19 protein-coding genes are annotated in these 18160 nt (G+C 74.8%); 13 read left to right on the top strand and 6 right to left on the bottom strand.

Annotated features, from left to right (window positions below; genetic code table 11):
* The first annotated feature begins 81 nt into the window (after positions 1–81).
* The gene (locus GCU56_RS16805) at positions 82–846 is read left to right on the top strand and encodes a 16S rRNA (uracil(1498)-N(3))-methyltransferase (RefSeq protein ID WP_163482887.1); all 765 of its coding nucleotides are present in this window, start codon (positions 82–84) and stop codon (positions 844–846) included.
* Between the two features lie 94 nt (positions 847–940).
* On the opposite strand, the gene GCU56_RS16800 is transcribed toward GCU56_RS16805, so the two are convergent.
* The 3 genes from GCU56_RS16800 to GCU56_RS16790 are packed head-to-tail and all read right to left on the bottom strand — an operon-like array spanning position 941 to position 4268.
* Positions 941–2554 carry a PhnE/PtxC family ABC transporter permease gene (locus GCU56_RS16800; RefSeq protein ID WP_163482886.1) on the bottom strand — a complete coding sequence of 538 codons (1614 nt, stop codon included), beginning with the start codon at positions 2552–2554 and terminating at the stop codon, positions 941–943.
* The gene (locus GCU56_RS16795) at positions 2551–3234 is read right to left on the bottom strand and encodes a phosphonate ABC transporter ATP-binding protein (RefSeq protein WP_345771888.1); all 684 of its coding nucleotides are present in this window, start codon (positions 3232–3234) and stop codon (positions 2551–2553) included. The genes GCU56_RS16800 and GCU56_RS16795 overlap by 4 nt, the downstream gene beginning before the upstream one ends.
* A 59-nt stretch (positions 3235–3293) precedes the next feature.
* Entirely contained in the window at positions 3294–4268 is a 975-nt protein-coding gene (locus GCU56_RS16790; protein ID WP_345771887.1) for a putative selenate ABC transporter substrate-binding protein, read from the bottom strand.
* 112 nt (positions 4269–4380) lie between these two features.
* Here GCU56_RS16790 and GCU56_RS16785 point away from each other — a divergent pair, with 112 nt between their 5' ends.
* The 6 genes from GCU56_RS16785 (at position 4381) to GCU56_RS16760 (ending at position 9071) form a co-directional block, all read left to right on the top strand.
* Positions 4381–4737, top strand: coding sequence for a histidine triad nucleotide-binding protein (locus tag GCU56_RS16785; protein ID WP_345771886.1), 357 nt, complete (start codon positions 4381–4383; stop codon positions 4735–4737).
* A 12-nt stretch (positions 4738–4749) separates the two neighbouring features.
* On the top strand, positions 4750–5562 hold the full coding sequence (locus GCU56_RS16780) for an enoyl-CoA hydratase/isomerase family protein (protein ID WP_163482884.1): 813 nt from the start codon (positions 4750–4752) through the stop codon (positions 5560–5562).
* Positions 5563–5653: 91 nt separating this feature from the next.
* Positions 5654–6808, top strand: coding sequence for a PhoH family protein (locus GCU56_RS16775; RefSeq protein ID WP_204332238.1), 1155 nt, complete (start codon positions 5654–5656; stop codon positions 6806–6808).
* A gap of 5 nt (positions 6809–6813) precedes the next feature.
* Complete coding sequence (gene ybeY, locus GCU56_RS16770) at positions 6814–7317, top strand: rRNA maturation RNase YbeY (protein ID WP_163482883.1); 504 nt, start codon at positions 6814–6816, stop codon at positions 7315–7317.
* A complete protein-coding gene (locus GCU56_RS16765) occupies positions 7314–8651 on the top strand; it encodes a hemolysin family protein (protein WP_163482882.1) in 1338 nt (445 codons plus the stop codon). Before ybeY ends, GCU56_RS16765 begins: the two co-directional genes overlap by 4 nt.
* Positions 8652–8738: 87 nt before the next feature.
* A complete protein-coding gene (locus GCU56_RS16760) occupies positions 8739–9071 on the top strand; it encodes a cytidine deaminase (RefSeq protein ID WP_163482881.1) in 333 nt (110 codons plus the stop codon).
* A gap of 9 nt (positions 9072–9080) precedes the next feature.
* Here GCU56_RS16760 and GCU56_RS16755 read toward each other — a convergent pair whose 3' ends face one another.
* The 3 genes from GCU56_RS16755 to GCU56_RS16745 are packed head-to-tail and all read right to left on the bottom strand — an operon-like array spanning position 9081 to position 12617.
* The gene (locus GCU56_RS16755) at positions 9081–9677 is read right to left on the bottom strand and encodes a hypothetical protein (RefSeq protein ID WP_163482880.1); all 597 of its coding nucleotides are present in this window, start codon (positions 9675–9677) and stop codon (positions 9081–9083) included.
* A 44-nt stretch (positions 9678–9721) separates the two neighbouring features.
* Positions 9722–10915 carry a serine hydrolase domain-containing protein gene (locus GCU56_RS16750; protein WP_163482879.1) on the bottom strand — a complete coding sequence of 398 codons (1194 nt, stop codon included), beginning with the start codon at positions 10913–10915 and terminating at the stop codon, positions 9722–9724.
* Positions 10916–10970: 55 nt separating this feature from the next.
* Positions 10971–12617 (bottom strand): flavin-containing monooxygenase, encoded by a 1647-nt coding sequence (locus tag GCU56_RS16745; protein WP_163482878.1) that lies wholly within the window; start codon positions 12615–12617, stop codon positions 10971–10973.
* 207 nt (positions 12618–12824) lie between these two features.
* Here GCU56_RS16745 and GCU56_RS25275 point away from each other — a divergent pair, with 207 nt between their 5' ends.
* The 6 genes from GCU56_RS25275 (at position 12825) to GCU56_RS16715 (ending at position 18123) form a co-directional block, all read left to right on the top strand.
* The gene (locus GCU56_RS25275) at positions 12825–14603 is read left to right on the top strand and encodes a helix-turn-helix domain-containing protein (RefSeq protein ID WP_163482877.1); all 1779 of its coding nucleotides are present in this window, start codon (positions 12825–12827) and stop codon (positions 14601–14603) included.
* Between the two features lie 76 nt (positions 14604–14679).
* Complete coding sequence (era, locus tag GCU56_RS16735; RefSeq protein ID WP_163482876.1) at positions 14680–15594, top strand: GTPase Era; 915 nt, start codon at positions 14680–14682, stop codon at positions 15592–15594.
* Between the two features lies 1 nt (position 15595).
* Positions 15596–16342 (top strand): DNA repair protein RecO, encoded by a 747-nt coding sequence (gene recO / locus GCU56_RS16730; protein ID WP_163482875.1) that lies wholly within the window; start codon positions 15596–15598, stop codon positions 16340–16342.
* Positions 16343–16382: 40 nt separating this feature from the next.
* On the top strand, positions 16383–17147 hold the full coding sequence (locus GCU56_RS16725) for an isoprenyl transferase (RefSeq protein ID WP_163482874.1): 765 nt from the start codon (positions 16383–16385) through the stop codon (positions 17145–17147).
* Positions 17148–17327: 180 nt separating this feature from the next.
* Positions 17328–17633: an antibiotic biosynthesis monooxygenase gene (locus GCU56_RS16720; RefSeq protein WP_163482873.1), complete on the top strand. Its 306-nt coding sequence runs from the start codon at positions 17328–17330 to the stop codon at positions 17631–17633.
* Positions 17634–17685: 52 nt separating this feature from the next.
* The gene (locus tag GCU56_RS16715; RefSeq protein WP_163482872.1) at positions 17686–18123 is read left to right on the top strand and encodes a hypothetical protein; all 438 of its coding nucleotides are present in this window, start codon (positions 17686–17688) and stop codon (positions 18121–18123) included.
* Positions 18124–18160: the final 37 nt, after the last annotated feature.

Genomic DNA, 18160 nt, shown 5'->3' with positions numbered 1-18160 from the left:
CCGGGTGAGCGAGCTCGCGAGCTCACCAGTGGGCGCGGCACCTCCGGGCACGAGGGCGCCGAGCGCCAGCGAGGAGGCCGAGTGACCGTCGCGACCGACGACCGGGTCCCCGAGCTCGACGGCTCGCCGCTGTTCCTGCTCGACGAGCTGCCCGACACCGCGGAGCTCCTGGTCGGCGGCGGGGAGGGCCGGCACGCCGTCGACGTGCTGCGGATGACCCCCGGCGAGCGGGTGCGGGTCGGCGACGGCCGGGGCACCGTGGCCGAGGGCGCGGTGACCGCCGCCGGACCCGAGGGCCTGCGGGTGCGCGTCACGGCCCGGCACGAGGTGCCCCCGCCCGCGCTGGAACTGGTCCTGGTCCAGGCACTGCCCAAGGGCGAGCGCGGCCCGCTGGCCGTGGAGCTGGCCACCGAGCTCGGCGTGGACCGGATCGTGCCCTGGGCGGCCGCGCGCTGCGTCACCCGCTGGCGGGCCGACCGCGCCGCCAAGGGCGTGGCGAAGTGGCGGTCGGCGGCGCGGGCGGCGAGCAAGCAGTCGCGTCGTCCCCGGGTGCCCGAGGTCACCGACGTGCTGACCACCCGCCAGGTGTGCGGCGAGCTGGCCGACGTCGACCTGGCGCTGGTGCTGCACGAGCAGGCGCGCCACCCCCTGGCGCGGCTGGACCTGCCCGCCTCGGGCGCCATCGCCGTCATCGTCGGGCCCGAGGGTGGGCTGACCGACGGCGAGGTCGTGGCCCTGACCGCGGCCGGCGCCCGCCCGGTGCGGCTGGGTCCCGAGGTGCTCCGCACGTCCACCGCGGGCGCGGCCGCCCTCGCCGCCCTCTCGGTCCGCACCCGCTGGGCCTGACGCCCCCTGCCCCGATGATCGGGTTCCCTGGTCATCCCGGGTCCGCCCTCACCTCTGGTCCCGAGGTGGCAGCCGGTGTGATCAGGTCCCCCGATCAACGCAGGGCGCGGCGGGCCCGGTCGCTGACCAGGTCGACGAGCCAGGTGAGGACGACGATCGCGGCGAGCACGGTCGTCACCGCCGCCCAGTCGAAGGCGGCCATCTCCGAGGCCAGCAGCGCCCCCAGCCCGCCCGCGCCGAGCAGCCCGACCAGGATCGTGTCCCGGATGGCCACCTCCCAGCGGTACAGGGCGTAGGCCAGCACCGGCCCCGTCGCCCGGGACGCCACGCCGTAGAGCCAGGCTCCGGCCGGCCGCGCACCGAGCGCGGTCAGCGCCGCCCGGGGCCGCGGGTCGAGCTCCTCGGTCGCCTCCGCCGCCAGCCGGCCCAGCACCCCGAGGGTGTAGACGCCCAGGGCGAGCGCGCCGGGCAGCACGCCCGGCAGCAGCACGAACAGCAGCACCAGCGCCCACACCGGCGGGGGCACCGCGCGCAGCAGCAGGAGGACCACCCGCACCAGCGAGCCGGCCAGCCGGCGGCCCGGGCGCATCGGCCCGCGCGGCCGCGCGGCCACCCCGGCGAGCAGACCCGCGCCGAGGGTGGCGACGGCGATGGCGATGACCGACATCTGCACGGTGTCGACGGCCAGCCCGGCGATCGAGCCGAGCAGCGCGCCGTCGGTCGCCGGTGGCCAGGCCGCGCCGAGCACGTAGCCGAGCTGCGAGCCCGTCCGCGCGGACACCAGGGTGCCGGGCGAGAGCGCCAGGAACCACCACGACCAGGCGGTCAGCGCCAGCGCACCGAGGACGGCGGCGGTGAGCACCGGGTCGCGCCGCGCGGCCGACGGCGCCGTGGCCAGCCGCCGGCGCACCGCCCGGCCGGCGACGTCCGCCGTGAGGCAGAGCAGCGCGAGCGCGTAGACGCAGGTCCACACCTCGTCCCAGCGCAGCGACGCGAACGACAGCGACAGCTGGTACCCCAGGCCACCGGCGCCGATCAGCCCGAGGACGACGGCCGAGCGCACCGCGCACTCCAGCCGGTAGAAGGCGTAGGACAGCAGGCCGCCCGACGCCGGGGGCAGCAGGCCGTACAGCGCGGCGGTGGCCCGGCCCGAGCCGGACGCGAGCAGCGCCTCGTACCCGCCGCGGGGCACCTCGTCGACGAGGTCGGCGAAGACCTTGGCGGTGACGGCGCCGTAGGGCACGCCGATGGCCAGGACCCCCACCCACGGATCCAGGCCCAGCACGTTGACCAGCAGCAGCCCCCACACCGCCTCGTGCAGCCCGCGCGGGACGGCGAGGGCGCCGCGGGCCAGCAGCCAGCCCAGCCGGCGCCGTCCCCAGGTGGTGCGCGAGACCAGCACCGCGCCGACGCCGCCGAGCAGCAGCGCGAGGGCGGTGCCCAGCGCGGCGTAGGCGACGGTGACCAGCGCCGAGGTGGCCAGCAGCGCGAGGAACTCCCCGTCGGCGGCGGGGGAGAGGGCAGCGGAGGCGAACCGGTCGAACTGGACGCCGCCGCCGGGGTTGACCACCGCACCGCTGAACAGCCCCGCACCGGCCAGGGACCAGACCAGCACGGCGGCCGCACCCAGCCCCCAGGCCCAGCGGCGGCGGTCGCGGTGCAGCCGGACCGGCGGACGGGACACCGGCCGGTCCAGGACCGCGGTCATGCCGGCGCTCCGTAGAAGGCGGCCAGGTCCGCGGCCGACAGCGCCGCGACCGGCTCGTCGAGGACCACCCGCCCCGCTGCCAGGCCGACCACGCGGTCGCAGTGGCGCAGCGCCATCGCCGGGTCGTGCAGACACGCCAGCAGCGCGCCGCCGCGCTCGAGCGCCAGTTCGCCCAGCAGCCGCAGCGCCTGGTCGGCGAGCACCGGGTCCAGGGCCGAGGCGGGCTCGTCGGCCAGCACCAGGTCCGGCTGCTGCACCAGGAGCCGGGCGATCGCGACCCGCTGCCGCTGGCCGCCGGAGAGCCGCTCGGTCCGCTCGTACACCCGGTCGGCCAGCCCCACCCGGTCCAGGGCGGCCTCGACGTCGGGCAGCCCCTGGGGCCGGACCAGCGACCACGCCGCCCGCAGCCCCGACCACGCACCGAGCCGGCCGGCGTTGACGTTGTGCACCACCCGCAGCTGGCCGACCAGCTCGAGGTGCTGGTGCACCGTGCCGACCCGGGCCCGCAGCTGCCGAAGCGCCCGCCCGCGCAGCGCCGCCGGGTCGGCGCCCAGGACCCGCACCGACCCGGCGGTGGGCAGCACCGACCCGTTGGCCAGCCCCAGCAGCGTGGACTTGCCCGCCCCGGAGGCCCCGACGACGGCGACCCGCTCGCCGGGGCCGACGGTGAGGTCGACCACGGCCAGCGCCGTCGTCCTGCCGTACCGGACCTCCGCGCCGTCCAGCCGCAGGACGGCGGTCAGTTGACCAGCCCCAGGTCGCGCCCGATCTCCTCGATCTGCTCGTAGTTGCCGGCCTCGGTCGGGACGAAGGAGCCGGCACCGAAGAGCTCGAGCACCTCGGCGTCGGCGGGGTCGCCGGCCGAGAGCCCGGTGAGGTAGTCCCGCAGCTGCTCGCCGAGGTCGGCGACGCCGATCCGGTCGGCCGCCTGCGGGCCCAGCAGCCAGTGGTAGTCGTGGTAGGTCGGCGTCTCGGCGTAGAGGACGACGGCGGGGTCGATGCCGCCCTCGGCCGACCGCGACGTCCACACCTGCTCGTTCAGCACGCCGGCCTGGTAGCTCCCCGACGCGACCAGGGCGAGGGTCGCGTCGTGCGAGCCGGAGAAGCCCGGTCCGCCGGGGAAGCCCTGCGGGTCCACGCCGTCCTCGCGGAGGAAGAACGCCGGCATCAGCCGTCCGGACGTCGACGTCTCGCTGCCGTAGGTGAACCGCAGCGAGGCCAGGGCGGCGAGGTCGTCGGAGGGGGCGAGGCCGGTCGCGGCGTTCACCACGAAGACCGAGCTGAACCGCTCGTCGATGTCGCGCTGGGCGATCAGCTCGGCACCGGGGGTCTGCAGCCGGGCCTGGACGCCGGTCAGCCCGCCGAACCAGACGAGGTCGAGGTCACCGGTGCGGAAGAGGGAGACCGCCGCGCCGTAGTCGGTCACCGGGCGGTACTCGACCTCCAGGTCCAGCGCGGCCGACATCGAGTCGGCGACGGTGCCGTAGAGGCGCTGGAGGACCTCGGGGTCCTGGTCGGGGATGGCGCCGATGCGCAGCGGGCCCGAGGGTCCCTCCGCGGCGGCCGCGGTGTCGGAGACCGGGGAGGAGCGGCCACAGCCGGTGACCGCGGCGGCGAGGGCGAGGCCGGCACCGGAGAGCAGGGTGCGGCGGGAGAGTGGGGGGAGGGAGTTGGCTTCGAGGGCACCCGACCGGGCGACGCGGCGGGTGCTCACTACGTCCTCAGGCAGACGGTGGGACGGGACACGGGACACCTCCGGGAGTGGGGGACGGACCGCGGTCATCCTGTCCCACACGGGACGCGGCTGCCCCCTAGGGTCCCGGGACGTGGAATGCCTCTTCTGCCGCATGGTCTCCGGCGACGTCCCCGCCACCGTGGTCCACGAGACCGACCGGACGCTGGCCTTCCGGGACATCAACCCGCAGGCCCCGACGCACGTGCTCGTCATCCCCAAGGAGCACCACCCGACGGTCGGCTCGCTCGCCGCCGCCGACCCCGACCTGCTCGGCGCCGTCGTCCGGGCCGCGCACGCGGTCGCCGTCCAGGACGGCCTGGCGACCGAGGACGGCGTCGAGCCCGGTTACCGCGTGGTCACCAACACCGGCCCGGCGGCGGGGCAGACGGTGCACCACCTCCACCTGCACGTCCTGGGTGGCCGGTCGCTCACTTGGCCCCCCGGCTGACAGGCTCGCCGCATGGCCGAGCCCGTGCGCGTCGAGCGGGACGGCGACGTCGCCGTCGTCGTCCTGGACAACCCGCCGCTGAACCTGTTCACCCCGCAGGTGTTCGACGCCCTCGAGCGGGTGGTCGACGAGCTGGTGCCCCTGACCGACCCGGCCGCCGAGGGCCGGGCGCGGGCGGTGCTCGTCGAGGCCCGCGGCCGGGTCGTCTCCGGCGGGGTGGACGTCACGTTCTTCCGGGACGTCGCCGAGGGCCCCGAGCCGGCCGAGCGCGGGGCGCAGCTGTGGGCCCGGCTGCTCCGGGTCGCGCAGACCCTCGAGGACCTCCCGGTGCCGACCGTCTTCGCCGCGCACGGGCTCACGCTCACCGCGGCGTTCGAGCTGGCGCTGTGCTGCGACGTCCTGCTCGCGGCGGAGCGGGCGAGCTTCGGGCTGGTGGAGATCGTGGTCGGGCTGACGCCGTCGATGGGCGGGCCGCAGCGACTGGCCGAGCGGGCCGGACCGGCGCGGGCCCGGGAGCTGGTCTTCACCGGCGAGCGGTACCCGGCGGCGGTGCTGGAGCGGTGGAACGTGGTCAACCGGGTGCTGCCCGACGAGGGCTTCGCCGTGGCCGCCCGGGAGTACGCGCACCGGGTGGCGGCCGGGCCGACGGTGGCGCACGCGGCCACCAAGCGGCTGGTGGCCACCTCCGTCCGGCACGGCGCCCGGGCCGCCGACGAGCTGGTGCCCGAGGTGTCCGGCGCGCTCTTCGCCACCGACGACCTGCGCGGCGCGGTGCGGTCCTTCCTCAGCGACGGTCCGGGCCGGGCGACCTACACGGGCAGGTGACCTGCACCTCGAACCGGGGTTCCCGGTCCCGGTGCGCGGGTAGCATCGACCGGTCAGCACTCCCTCCGCAGGAAGGCAGGGTCGAGGGTTCTTGCCCGACTCCTCCCCGAACGTCCCCGTGCCCGGTGCCCCCTCGTCCCGTGAGGCCTCGGCGCAGGCCGCCGCCGCGGACGACGCGCTGGCCGGTACGTCCGCACCGTCGACCGGACCTGCGGCCACCTCCGCCGCCGTCCGGACCACCATCACCGTCCCCGAGTCGGTCTCCATGGTCGCCCTGCTCGGCTCGGGCGACGAACTGCTCCGCCTGGTCGAGAACGAGGTCGACACCGACGTCCACGTGCGCGGCAACGAGATCGCCGTCACCGGGCAGCCGGCCGACAACGCCTTCGCCGTCGCGGTCTTCGACGAGCTGATCGCTTTGCTCGGCACCGGTCAGGCGCTGCGGCCGGACTCGGTCCGCCGGGTCATCGGCATGCTGCGCAGCGGCGCCGCCGAGCGGCCGGCCGAGGTGCTCAGCCTCGACATCATCAGCCGCCGTGGGCGCACCATCCGGCCCAAGACGCTGAACCAGAAGCGCTACGTCGACGCGATCGACGCGCACACCGTGGTCTTCGGCATTGGCCCGGCCGGCACCGGCAAGACCTACCTGGCGATGGCCAAGGCGGTGCAGGCGCTGCAGACCAAGCAGGTCAACCGGATCATCCTGACCCGACCGGCGGTCGAGGCCGGCGAGCGGCTGGGCTACCTGCCCGGCACGCTGTCGGAGAAGATCGACCCGTACCTGCGGCCGCTCTACGACGCGCTGCACGACATGGTCGACCCCGAGTCGATCCCGCGGCTCATGGCCTCCGGGACGATCGAGGTGGCGCCGCTGGCCTACATGCGCGGGCGCACCCTGAACGACGCGTTCGTCATCCTCGACGAGGCCCAGAACACCACCGCCGAGCAGATGAAGATGTTCCTCACCCGGCTCGGCTTCGGGTCCAAGATCGTGGTCACCGGTGACGTCACCCAGGTCGACCTGCCCGGCGGCGCGCAGAGCGGGCTGAAGATCGTCCGGGAGATCCTCGACGGCATCGAGGACGTGCACTTCTCCAACCTGACCAGCTCCGACGTCGTCCGGCACCGCCTCGTGGGCGACATCGTGGACGCCTACGAGCGCTGGGACGCGACCCAGCAGCAGAACCGGCCGGCTCCTCAGGGCACGCCGGTCCGCGGGGCGCGGCCCCGCCGGCCGGGGAGCTGACCGGCATGCCGGTCGAGGTCGCCAACGAGTCCGAGATCGCCGTCGACGAGTCGTCGCTGGCGGCGATCTGCACCTACGTGCTCGCCGAGCTGGGCGTCAACCCGATGGCCGAGCTGTCGGTGCTCTGCGTCGACCCCGACTACATGAGCACGCTGCACGAGCGCTGGATGGGGGAGAAGGGGCCGACCGACGTCCTCGCCTTCCCCATGGACGAGCTCGACACCGGCCGCCCCGACGAGCCCGACCCCGGGCCGGCCCTGCTCGGCGACGTCGTCCTCTGCCCGAACGTCGCCATCAAGCAGGCCCGCGCCGCCGGGCACACGATGGACGACGAGCTGATCCTGCTCGCCACCCACGGCATCCTCCACCTGCTCGGCTACGACCACATGGAGCCCGAGGAGGAGAAGGAGATGTTCGGCCTGCAGTCCACCCTGCTCGACGGCTGGCGCTCCACCCCGAGGGCCCCGATGACCGGCGAGGCGGTCGACCGGGAGCCCGGCTCCCGATGACCACCGAAGCGATCACGCTGCTGGTGATCGCCGTCTGCCTGATCCCCGTCGCCGGCCTCTTCGGCGCCATGGACGCCGCACTGCAGCGGGTCTCCAAGGCGCGGGTCGACGAGCTCCGCCGGGACGGCGTCAAGCGGGCCGGCGTCCTGGCCGACGTGGTCGCCGAGCGGGCCCGCCACGTGTCGCTGCTGCTCCTGCTGCGGATCGCCTGCGAGATGGTCGCCGCGGTCCTGGGCGCAGTCGTGCTGTACCGCTCCTGGGGCGAGGGCTGGCAGACCGTGCTGACCGCCGCGGGCCTGATGACCGTCGTCAGCTACGTGCTGGTCGGCGTCGGGCCGCGGACCCTGGGCCGCCAGCACGCCTACGGCGTGGCGCTGGCCAGCGCGGGCGTCGTCCGGCTGCTGGGCCGCGTGCTCGGCCCGGTGGCCACCCTGCTGATCCTGGTCGGCAACGCGCTGACCCCCGGCCGCGGGTACCGCGACGGTCCCTTCTCCTCCGAGGTCGAGCTGCGCGAGCTGGTCGACATGGCCGAGGAGCGCGGCGTCGTCGAGTCCGGCGAGCGCAACATGATCCACTCGGTGTTCGAGCTGGGCGACACGATCGCCCGCGAGGTCATGGTGCCGCGCACCGACGTGGTCTGGATCGAGCGCACCAAGACCGTGCGGCAGGCCCTGGCCCTGGCCATGCGCAGCGGCTTCAGCCGCATCCCGGTGATCGGCGAGAACGTCGACGACGTCGTCGGGGTCGTCTACCTCAAGGACCTCATCCGCCGGGCGCAGGGTGCGGACCCCCGGAACGGCCCCCGGGTGGAGGAGCTCATGCGCCCGCCGACGTTCGTGCCGGAGTCCAAGCCGGTCGACGAGCTGCTGCGGGACATGCAGGCGCAGCGCATCCACATCGCGATCGTGGTCGACGAGTACGGCGGCTTCGCCGGGCTGGTCACCATCGAGGACATCCTCGAGGAGATCGTCGGGGAGATCGCCGACGAGCACGACGCCGTCCAGCGGCCACCGGTCGAGCACCTGACCGACGGGTCGGTACGGATCACCGCGCGGCTGCCGGTCGAGGACCTCGCCGCGCTGTTCGGCGTCGAGCTCCCCGAGGACGACGACGTCGAGACCGTCGGGGGGCTGCTCGCCCGCGAGCTCGGCCGGGTGCCGATCGAGGGCTCCGAGGCGACGGTCGCCGGACTGCGGCTGGTCGCCGAGAGCACCGGCGGCCGGCGCAACCGGATCGACACGATCCTGGTCTGCCGGGTGCCCGAACCGGAGGCCGAGGACGCCGAGGGCCCGGGGGCCACCCGCGCGGACGTGCCGGCGGGCGTGGAGGCCTGAGGAGGTCCCTCCTTCCCCCCACCTCTGGCGAGCTCGCGGCGGGCCCCTGGACGAGGGCCGGCGCCACCGGTGGACGAAGATGGTCTCGTGCCTGACCTGCAGCCCGAGGACGCCAAGCTCGTGACCCTCGCCCGCTCGGCCCGCGGCCGCACCGGTGCCGCGGAGGGGGCGGCCGTCCGGGACACCGACGGCCGCACCTACCTGGCGGCCACCGTCTCCCTGCCGTCCCTGCAGCTGTCGGCGCTGCAGGCCGCTGTCGCGGCCGCCGTGTCCAGCGGGGTGGAGGGCCTGGAGGCGGCCGCGGTCGTCTCTGCCGCCGACGCGGTCGAGGACGCCGGCCTCGCCGCCGTCCACGACCTCACCGCCTCGGCCCCGGTGTTCCTGGCCGGCCCGGACGGCGCCCTCCGTTCCACGCAGTAGGGCGCCGGCTCAGCCCAGCGGGTGCCCGAGGGCGTCGGCGAAGGCGGCCGGGTCGCGCACCCACACGGTGAGCGCCTGCTCACCCGTCCCGCCGGCGGCGACGTGACGGACGGCGACCCGCGTGCGACCGGGCCACCAGCCACCCCGCCGCCTCGCCTTCGGCCAGCCCTCCGGCGGCGCGCCCCGGCGGACCTCCCGGACCAGGCCGCGGGCCACGACCTGCAGGGACGCCGTCCGCCGGAGACCGGCGACGTCGACGGAGAACCCCGAGTCCGAGATCGTCAGCCGGGCCGTGGACAGGACCAGCACGGCGACGCCGAGGACCAGCGCCAGCGGCACCTCGCCGGCGGCCGACGTCCGCCCGCCGATCCAGGCGAACGCCCCCAGCCAAGCCGCGACGGCGAGCACCACGACCACGACCAGCCACGGCCGCGGCGGGTCGTACTGCCAGTAGCGCAGGGGCGCCGGGGTCACCGTGGCGCCACGGCGCGGGCCGCGGCGGGGGAAGAAGCCGTAGCCGCCGACCTGGGCGACGTGCCGCTCGCGCTCGCGGGCCGCCCGCACCGCCAGGGACTCGTCCTGCTCGCGCCGTCTCTTCCCAGCCACGGCGCCGATCCTCCCAGGCGGTGCGGGCGCCCCTCCGGCGCCCGTCAGCCGTCGAGCGACTCGTACAGCGCCGTCTCGAACTCCACGTAGCCGGTGAACGAGGTGGCGTCCCCGAACGGGAGGACCTGGGTCGCCCAGAAGCCGCCGTAGCCGTTCTCCCGGTCGATCCAGTAGAAGAGGTTCGCCAGCCCGGCCCAGCCCAGAGCGCCGGCCGGCCGGCCGGTCGGCGCCCGCTCGTCGTTGACCATGAAGGGCAGCGACCACGACTTCGACAGGCCGGGGAAGAACTCCGCGTCGTTCGACAGGGACGGGATCACGCCGGGCAGCGCGGTCACCTTGAGGTCCCCGAGGTGGTTCTGCACGGCCATCTGCACCGTCTCCGGCCGCAGCACGGCGCCGTGCTCGCCTCGCCCGTCGTCCAGCCACATCCGGATGAAGCGCATGTAGTCCCCGACCGTGCCGTAGAGGCCGTGGCCACCCATGTGCACCTCGGGTTCGGAGGTCAGCTCGAAGTCGTCCATCGGGGTCAGCGAGCCGTCCTCACCGCGCGCGTGCATCGTCGCCCGGCGGGCGCGCAGCCGGTCGTCGAGGGCGAAGGCGGTGTCCGCCATCCCCAGGGGCTCGAAGACCCGGGCCGCGAAGACCTCGCCCAGGCGCTGTCCGGTGATGCCCTCCACCACCTGACCGGCCCAGTCGATGTTGCTGCCGTACTCCCAGCGCTCGCCCGGGTCGAACAGCAGCGGCGTGTGCAGGCAGGCCCTGCTCGCGGTGATCACGCTGGGCTGGCCGTGGTCGGTGGCCAGCCGGTTGTAGTGCTCGTTGAAGAAGTCGTAGCCGAAGCCGGCCGTGTGGGTGAGCAGGTGCTTGGTGGTGATCTCCCGCTTCGGGTCGCGGGTCCGCGGTGAGCCATCGTCGGCGAAGCCGTCGAGGACCTTCAGCTCGCCGATCCCGGGGACGTAGGTCCGGGCGGGGGCGTCCAGGTCCAGCCGGCCCTCCTCGACCAGCTGCAGGGCGGCCGTCGCGGTGATCGCCTTGGTGGTGGAGAACAGGGCGAACACGGTGTCGAGGGTCATGTCGTCGTCCCCGCCGAGGCGCCGGGCGCCGGCCGCCCCCTCGTAGACGTTCCGCTCGCGGTCGGTGACCATGGCGACGACCCCCGCGACGGGGGCCTCCGCCCGCACGGTGCGGTCGAGGATCGTGTCGGCCGCCTGCGTGAAGCCCAGCGTCGTCTGCGTCATCGCAGTCCTCCGGTGGTGGTGGGGACGGTGCGCCGGTGGCTCCGGGCACCGCGGGTCAGTAGATCTCGAATCCCGGGTAGCCGGCCTCGGCCGTCTCCTGGCACTTGTCCCGGTAGGTGCCGACGCCCCCGGTGTAGGACAGGACGCGCCGGGGCTTGCCCGGGACGTTGGCGCCCAGGTACCACGACGACGTCCGGGAGATGAGGTTGGCGCCGGCCGTCTCGTCGTGGTGGGCGACCCACGCGTCCTCGGTCTCCTTGGTCGGCTCGATGACGCTCGCGCCACGGGCGCGCAGGGAGGCGATGCAGTCGCTGATCCACTCGGTCTGCTGCTGCAGGCAGGTGGTCATGTTGCACAGCGCGGCCGACGGCGCCAGCGGGACGGCGGTGGTGAGCAGGTTCGGGTAGCCGTGCACCATCAGGCCCATCGTGGTGCGGATGTCACGGCCCCAGTCCTCGGTGAGGGAGCGGCCGCCACGCCCGCGGATGTCGATGCGGGTGAGCGCGCCGGTGCCGGCGTCGAACCCGGTCGCCAGGACGATGACGTCGAGCTCGTACACCGTGCCGTCGGCCAGCACGAGCCCCTCGGGGACGACGCGGGTGACGGCGTTGTCCCGGACGCCGACCAGCTCCACGTCCGGCCGGAGGTAGACCTCGAGGTAGTCGGTCTCCAGCGGCACCCGGTGGGTGCCGAACCCGTAGTCGGTGGGGACGAGCACGTCGCAGAGGTGCGGGTCGTGCCCCAGGCGTGCGCGCATCTTCTCCCGGACGAACTCCGAGATCTCCTCGTTGACGCCCTCGTCGAAGAACATCTCGGCGAAGCTGGCCAGCCACAGCTTCAGCGAGCCGTTGGCGTGGATCTCCTCCAGTACCTCGCGCCGCTGCTCGGGGGTGAGGTCGCCCCACGCGTGCTCCCACTCGTACTCGAACCCCGTGAAGGTGCGCGGGAGGGTCTTCTGCAGCTCGGTGAACCGGGCCTTGTAGGCCGCGACGTCGTCCGGGCCGTAGGTGGGGTTCGCCATGGGCAGCACGTACTGCGGCGTGCGCGCGAACACGGTCAGGTGCCCCACCCGGCCGGCGATGGTCTGGATCACCTGGATGCCGGTGGCGCCGATGCCCACCACGCCGACCCGCTTCCCCTCGAGGTCGACGCCGCCGGCCGGCCAGCGGGAGGTGTGCACGATCGTGCCGCGGAAGGTGTCCTGCCCCGGGAAGACGTCGCTCAGCGGGGCCGAGAGCATGCCCGCGCAGGTGACGAGGAACTGGGTGTCGATGGTCTCGCCGCGGTCGGTGGTGACCGTCCAGCGCTGCCGCTGCTCGTCGAACCGGGCGCTGGTCACGGTGGTCGAGAACTCGATGTCCCGGCGCAGGTCGAGCCGGTCGGTGACGTAGTGCAGCCAGCGCTCGATCTCCGGCTGGTCGGGGAAGCGCTGGCTCCAGCTCCAGTCGCGGTACAGGTCCTCGTCGAAGAGGTACTGGTAGATGTAGGCCTCCGAGTCGAACTTCGCCCCCGGATAGCGGTTCCAGAACCAGGTGCCGCCCACGTCGGCGGCCGCGTCGTAGGCCCGCACCCGGAGCCCCTGCTGCCGCAGCTGGTGCAGTTGGTAGAGCCCGGCCACGCCGGCACCGATGACCAGCGCGTCGAGTTCCCGGGTCTCGCCGCCGCCGTCGACGTCGGCCGTCGTCACTGCCTCGACTGTCATGGGATGCCCTACCCTCCGCTGTGTCCCAGGTCACTGCGGCGCTCATCCTCGGGGGTGTCCCGGCCGGTCCGGCCGTCCCAGATTGGGACAGTCGGCCGCCGGGGCCGGCTGGTCGGATGGCTGCTCACCGGTGAGGCGCTCAGGTGCCTCGGGGGGACCGCGGGGCGTCCGGCGGCGGAGCCGGGCGGGCGACGTCCGGAGGTGGCCGTGCACCAGGGCCAGGAGGACCGGCTGCGGGTCGCGGCCGCCCGGGCCGCGTTCCTCGAGCGCGGATCGGCCGGGGCGGGGGGCGGGGTGCGGGACCTGGTGGCGGCGTCCTGGCGGCGCAGCCGGTCGGCCGGCGTCGACGCGGCCGAGTACCGGATCGCCTACCACGAGGACGTCGACCTGGACTCCCGGCTGGTCCGGTGCGCGCGCCCGGTCATCGAGCGGCTCGCCGACGAGATGGTCGACGTCCCGCTCACCATCGCGCTCTCGGACGCGCACGCCCGGATCGTGCACCGGCTGGACTGCTCGACGGCGGTGGGCCGGCTGCTCGACCGGGTCGACTTCACCGCCGGGTTCGACTTCGCCGAGGGCGGCGTCGGCACGAACGGGATCGGCACCGTCTTCGAGGCGGGCGCCTCGGTCAGCGTCGTGGGCGCGGAGCACTTCACCGAGGCGCTGGTGGCCTTCGCCTGCACCGGCGCCCCGATCCTGGACCCGGTCACCGGCCGGATCGAGGGCGTCCTCGACGTCAGCTCGCTCGCGGAGACGTGGACGCCGCTGGTGCACACCCTGGTCCGGAGGGCCGCCGCCGACATCGGCTCCGCCCTGCTCCGCGATCGCGGCCGGGCCCAGCAGGCACTGTTCGAGACGTTCGTCCGCGCCGACGCCCGGGCCCGGCAGGCGGTCATGGCGGTGGGCGACTCGCTGACGGTCAACCGGCGGGCCCAGCAGCTGTTCACGCCCGCCGAACAGTTCACCATCCACCAGCACGCGCTCTTCCTCATGGGCCGGCGGGACCGGGTCACCGACTCCGTCGTCCTGGAGACCGGCCGCACCGTCCGGCTGCGCGCGACCCGCATCGTGGTCGGTGACGAGGTCGCCGGCATCGTCCTGCTGCTCGACGAGGAGCGGGCCGGGTCCGCGTCGGCCATCCCCGTCCCGCGCCGGGAGGGCGGACCGCCGGCCGGCACCGCGCCCCTGCCCCCGGCCGCCGCCGGCGGTCGTGCACCGGCGTGGACGGCGGCCTGCGCGCAGATCACCGGCGCCCTCGGCCGCGGCCAGCCCCTGCTGGTGCTGGGGGAGCCGGGGACCGGCAAGGCCACGCTCGTCACCGAGATCTTCGCGCAGGCGCAGCCTGCCGGCCGGGTGGTCACCGTCGAGGCGGACACGGCCTTCCTGGTCGGACTGCCGGACGCCGGACCGGCCCTCGTCGTCCTCCGCCACCTGGACCGGGTCGGTGCCGACGGCGTCGAGGGGCTGCGCGCGGTGCTGTCCGCCCTCGACCGGGACGGGGTGGACGTCGCCGCGACGCTGGACGCGGCCAGCGCCGGCGCCGACCTGCCGTTCCAGGGGGTGCTCGGGCGCTTCGGGACGGCGGTGACGCTCCCGCCGCTGCGGTTCCGCACCGGCGACCTGCCGCTGGTGGTCGCGCGGCTGCTCAGCGAGCTCGCCCCCGACCGGCGGGTGCGGCTGCACCCTGAGGCGCTCCGGCTCCTCACCCGCCATCCGTGGCCGCGCAACACCGCCCAGGTGCGCGAGGCGCTCCAGCTCGCGCTGGTGCGACGTCCGGTCGGGGAGATCCGGCCCGAGGACCTGCCCGGCTGGTGCCGGGCGGCGGCCACCCGCACGCTGCGCCCGATCGAGGTCGCCGAGCGCGACGCGATCGTCGCGGCCCTGCAGGAGTGCATGGGCAACCGGGTGCAGGCCGCGGTGGCGCTGGGCATGGCCCGCAGCTCCCTCTACCGCAAGATCAAGTCGTACGGCATCACCGAGGCCTGACGCCTGACCGCGGCGCCGGAGCGCACCGGGTCCCGGATGCGCGGGGGTGTCGGTGCGCGGTGGGAGACTGGGCGACGTGAACTCGCCGGATGAGCAGCACCGCAGCGGCTTCGCCTGCCTGGTGGGCCGCCCCAACGCCGGCAAGACGACGCTGACCAACGCGCTGGTCGGCGAGAAGGTCGGCATCGTCAGCAACCGCCCCCAGACCACCCGGCACGCGATCCGTGGCGTGGTGCACCGGCCGGGCGGGCAGCTGGTGCTCGTCGACACCCCGGGCCTGCACAAGCCCAAGAGCCTGCTGGGCCAGCGGCTCAACGACGTCGTCCGGGACACGCTGTCCGACGTCGACGTGGTCGTGTTCTGCGTCCCGGCCGACCAGCCCGTGGGCGCTGGTGACCGGTTCATCGCCCGCCAGCTGCGCGAGGTGAGGGCGCCGGTCGTCGTCGTGGTCACCAAGACCGACGCGGCCAGCAAGAAGCAGGTCACCGAGCAGCTGGTCGCTGCCAGCTCGCTCGTCGAGGCCGCCGAGGTGGTGCCGGTCAGCGCGGTGCGGGGCGACCAGGTGGAGCTGCTCGAGGACCTCCTGGTCGGGATGCTGCCGGAGGGTCCGCCGCTGTACCCCGAGGAGCAGACCACCGACGAGGACGTCGAGCGGCAGCTGGCCGAGCTCGTCCGCGAGGCGGCGCTGGAGAAGGTGCGCCAGGAGGTGCCGCACTCGCTCGCCGTCACGATCGAGGAGATGATCCGGCGTCCCGACCCCAAGCGTGGCGACGGTGAGCTGGTGGAGGTGCACGCGCTGCTGCACTGCGAGCGCGCCAGCCAGAAGCCGATGCTGCTGGGCCGCGGCGGGGAGATCATCAAGGCCATCGGCAGCGAGGCCCGCGTCGGCATGGAGACGCTGCTCGGTGCCCGGGTGCACCTGGACCTGCACGTCACGGTGCTGGGGGAGTGGCAGGACGACCCCAAGAAGCTGAACCGGCTCGGGTACTGAGGTGGCGCACACCCCCAAGGCGCTCTACCGGGACGAGGGCGTCGTCCTGCGCACGCAGAAGCTGGGTGAGGCCGACCGGATCGTCACCGTGCTGACCCGCCGGCACGGCAAGGTCCGGGCGGTGGCCAAGGGCGTGCGCCGCACCAAGAGCAAGTTTGGCGCGCGGCTGGAACCGTTCAGCCACGTCGACCTGCAGCTCTACACCGGCCGGAACCTCGACATCGTCAGCCAGGCCGAGTCGATCCGGTCCTACGGCCAGCCCATCGTCGGCGACTACCCCGCCTACACCGCCGGCACCGCGGTCCTGGAGACCGCCGACCGGTTGACCGTGGAGGAGAAGGAGCCCTCGCTGCGGCTGTTCCTCCTGGTCATCGGCGCGCTGCGGTCCCTCGCCGAGCGGACCCACCCCGCGCCGCTCGTGCTCGACGCCTTCCTGCTGCGGGCCATGTCGGTGGCCGGCTGGGAGCCGGCACTGGCCGGCTGCGCCCGCTGCGGCGAGGAGGGCCCGCACCGGCACTTCTCGGTGCCCGCCGGGGGCATGGTCTGCCCGCCGTGCCGGCCCGCCGGCTCCGCGATGCCCAACCCGGTGACCATCGCGCTGCTCGACGCCCTGCTCACCGGCGACTGGGTGACCGCCGAGGCCAGCGAGGGCGCCAACCGCCGCGAGGGCAGCGGGCTGGTGTCGGCGCTGCTGCAGTGGCACCTGGAGCGCGGACTGCGCTCGCTCGCCCTGGTCGACCGGTCGTGAGGAATGCAGCGCCCCGCGGGAGCGAGCTGGTGGTGACCTCGTGAGGCGGGCGGTCAGGGCACCCGACCCGCACCCGTCCGGCGCCCGCCCGCCGCAGATCCCCGCGGGCAAGGTGCCGGCGCACGTCGCGATCGTCATGGACGGCAACGGTCGCTGGGCGAAGCAGCGCGGCCTGCCGAGGACGGCGGGCCACGAGGCGGGCGAGGCCTCGCTCTTCGACTGCGTCGAGGGCGCCATCGAGCTGGGCGTCACCGCGATCAGCGCCTACGCCTTCTCCACCGAGAACTGGCGGCGCAGTCCCGAGGAGGTCCGCTTCCTCATGGGCTTCAACCGCGACGTCATCCGCCGGCGACGCGACGAGATGCACGAGCTGGGCGTCCGGGTGCGCTGGGCCGGCCGCCGGCCGCGGTTGTGGCGCAGCGTCATCAAGGAGCTCGAGGTCGCCGAGGAGCTGACCAAGGACAACGACGTCCTGACGCTGACCATGTGCGTCAACTACGGCGGCCGGGCGGAGATCGCCGACGCCGCCGCCGCGATCGCCCGCGAGGTGGCGGCCGGCCGGCTGGACCCGGGCAAGGTCGACGAGAAGACCGTCGCGCGTTTCCTCGACGAGCCGGACATGCCCGACGTCGACCTGTTCGTGCGCAGCTCGGGGGAGAACCGCACCAGCAACTTCCTGCTGTGGCAGTCGGCCTACGCCGAGCTGGTGTTCCTGGACACCCTGTGGCCGGACTTCGACCGCCGGCACCTGTGGGCGGCGTGCGAGGAGTACGCGTCGCGCCAGCGCCGCTTCGGCTCCGCCTGACGACAGCCGCGGGAGCATCGCAGCGAGCGCCGGCGAGCGAGGAGCGGACCGGGGCGCGGAGTCAGGCCGACGGGCACCGCCTGACGACAGCCGCGGGAGCATCGCAGCGAGCGCCGGCGAGCGAGGACTGGGGTCTGCGACGATCGATCGGGCTGGCGGTCGAGCGACGAGGAGGACCACGTGTTCGCGGTGACCCGGCTGCGGGTGCTGGAGCAGGAGGCGGCGAGCCTGACCGCCGACGTCGACGCGCTGCTGGCCGCGCTCGCCGAGCGGCCCGGCTTCCGGGACGGCGAGGTGGGGCGGTCGGCCGACGACCCGCAGCTGTGGGCGCTGGTCACCCGGTGGGACGGCGTCGGCGCCTACCGCCGGGCCCTCTCGGCCGCTGCCGTGAAGATCGCCGGCGCGCCGGTGTGGGTGCACGCGGTCGACGAGCCCGGTGTCTACCTGCCGGCCGACGAGACGGCGGCCCGGCCCGCGCAGGCGTGAACCGGCGTCCCGTGGGCACCCCGGCGGGGCGGACGACGACGGGGGAGACGCGATGAGCCAGCCGGCACCCGGCGACGGGGGACAGCACCCGCCCTCCTCGTCGGCCGACCCGACCCGGCGGGTGGCCCGGCCACCGCGACCCGGTCGCGCGGTCCGCGCCGACGTGGCGGCGGGGAGGCTCGCGAGGCCGCCCGTCCACGAGGACGACCCCACCGTGACCCTCGCCGGCCGGGGCGCCGAGACCCCGGCCGGCACGCTCGAGTGGAGCGCACCCGGCCCCGACGAGCCCTCGCCTCCGAGGCCTCGGCGCAGGCACCGGACCTGGCCGTGGATCGCCGCGGTCGTCGTCGTGCTGCTGGTCCTCGGCGCGGTGCTGCTGGTCATGCTCCTGCGCGGCGCGACCATCGACGGCGACACCGGACTGCTCGGCCCCGGCCGGCCGCCGGTGCCCGCGCCTGCCGCCTCGTCGGCTGCCGGTCCGGTGGCCTGACCGCCGCCGGTGACCGGACGGGCCACGCGCCGGTGCG

It is taken from the genome of Geodermatophilus sabuli (assembly GCF_010686765.1).
Classification (GTDB): domain Bacteria; phylum Actinomycetota; class Actinomycetes; order Mycobacteriales; family Geodermatophilaceae; genus Geodermatophilus; species Geodermatophilus sabuli_A.
This window is presented reverse-complemented; position numbering and strand designations above follow the sequence as displayed.

What these genes read in the sequence shown, in the direction of transcription:
- GCU56_RS16800 (WP_163482886.1), bottom strand. Translation starts at nt 2,554, where the DNA reads ATGACCGCGGTCCTGGACCGGCCGGTGTCCCGTCCGCCGGTCCGGCTG.
- GCU56_RS16780 (WP_163482884.1), top strand. Translation starts at nt 4,750, where the DNA reads ATGGCCGAGCCCGTGCGCGTCGAGCGGGACGGCGACGTCGCCGTCGTC.
- ybeY (WP_163482883.1), top strand. Translation starts at nt 6,814, where the DNA reads ATGCCGGTCGAGGTCGCCAACGAGTCCGAGATCGCCGTCGACGAGTCG.
- GCU56_RS16765 (WP_163482882.1), top strand. Translation starts at nt 7,314, where the DNA reads ATGACCACCGAAGCGATCACGCTGCTGGTGATCGCCGTCTGCCTGATC.
- GCU56_RS16750 (WP_163482879.1), bottom strand. Translation starts at nt 10,915, where the DNA reads ATGACGCAGACGACGCTGGGCTTCACGCAGGCGGCCGACACGATCCTC.
- GCU56_RS16745 (WP_163482878.1), bottom strand. Translation starts at nt 12,617, where the DNA reads ATGACAGTCGAGGCAGTGACGACGGCCGACGTCGACGGCGGCGGCGAG.
- GCU56_RS16715 (WP_163482872.1), top strand. Translation starts at nt 17,686, where the DNA reads ATGAGCCAGCCGGCACCCGGCGACGGGGGACAGCACCCGCCCTCCTCG.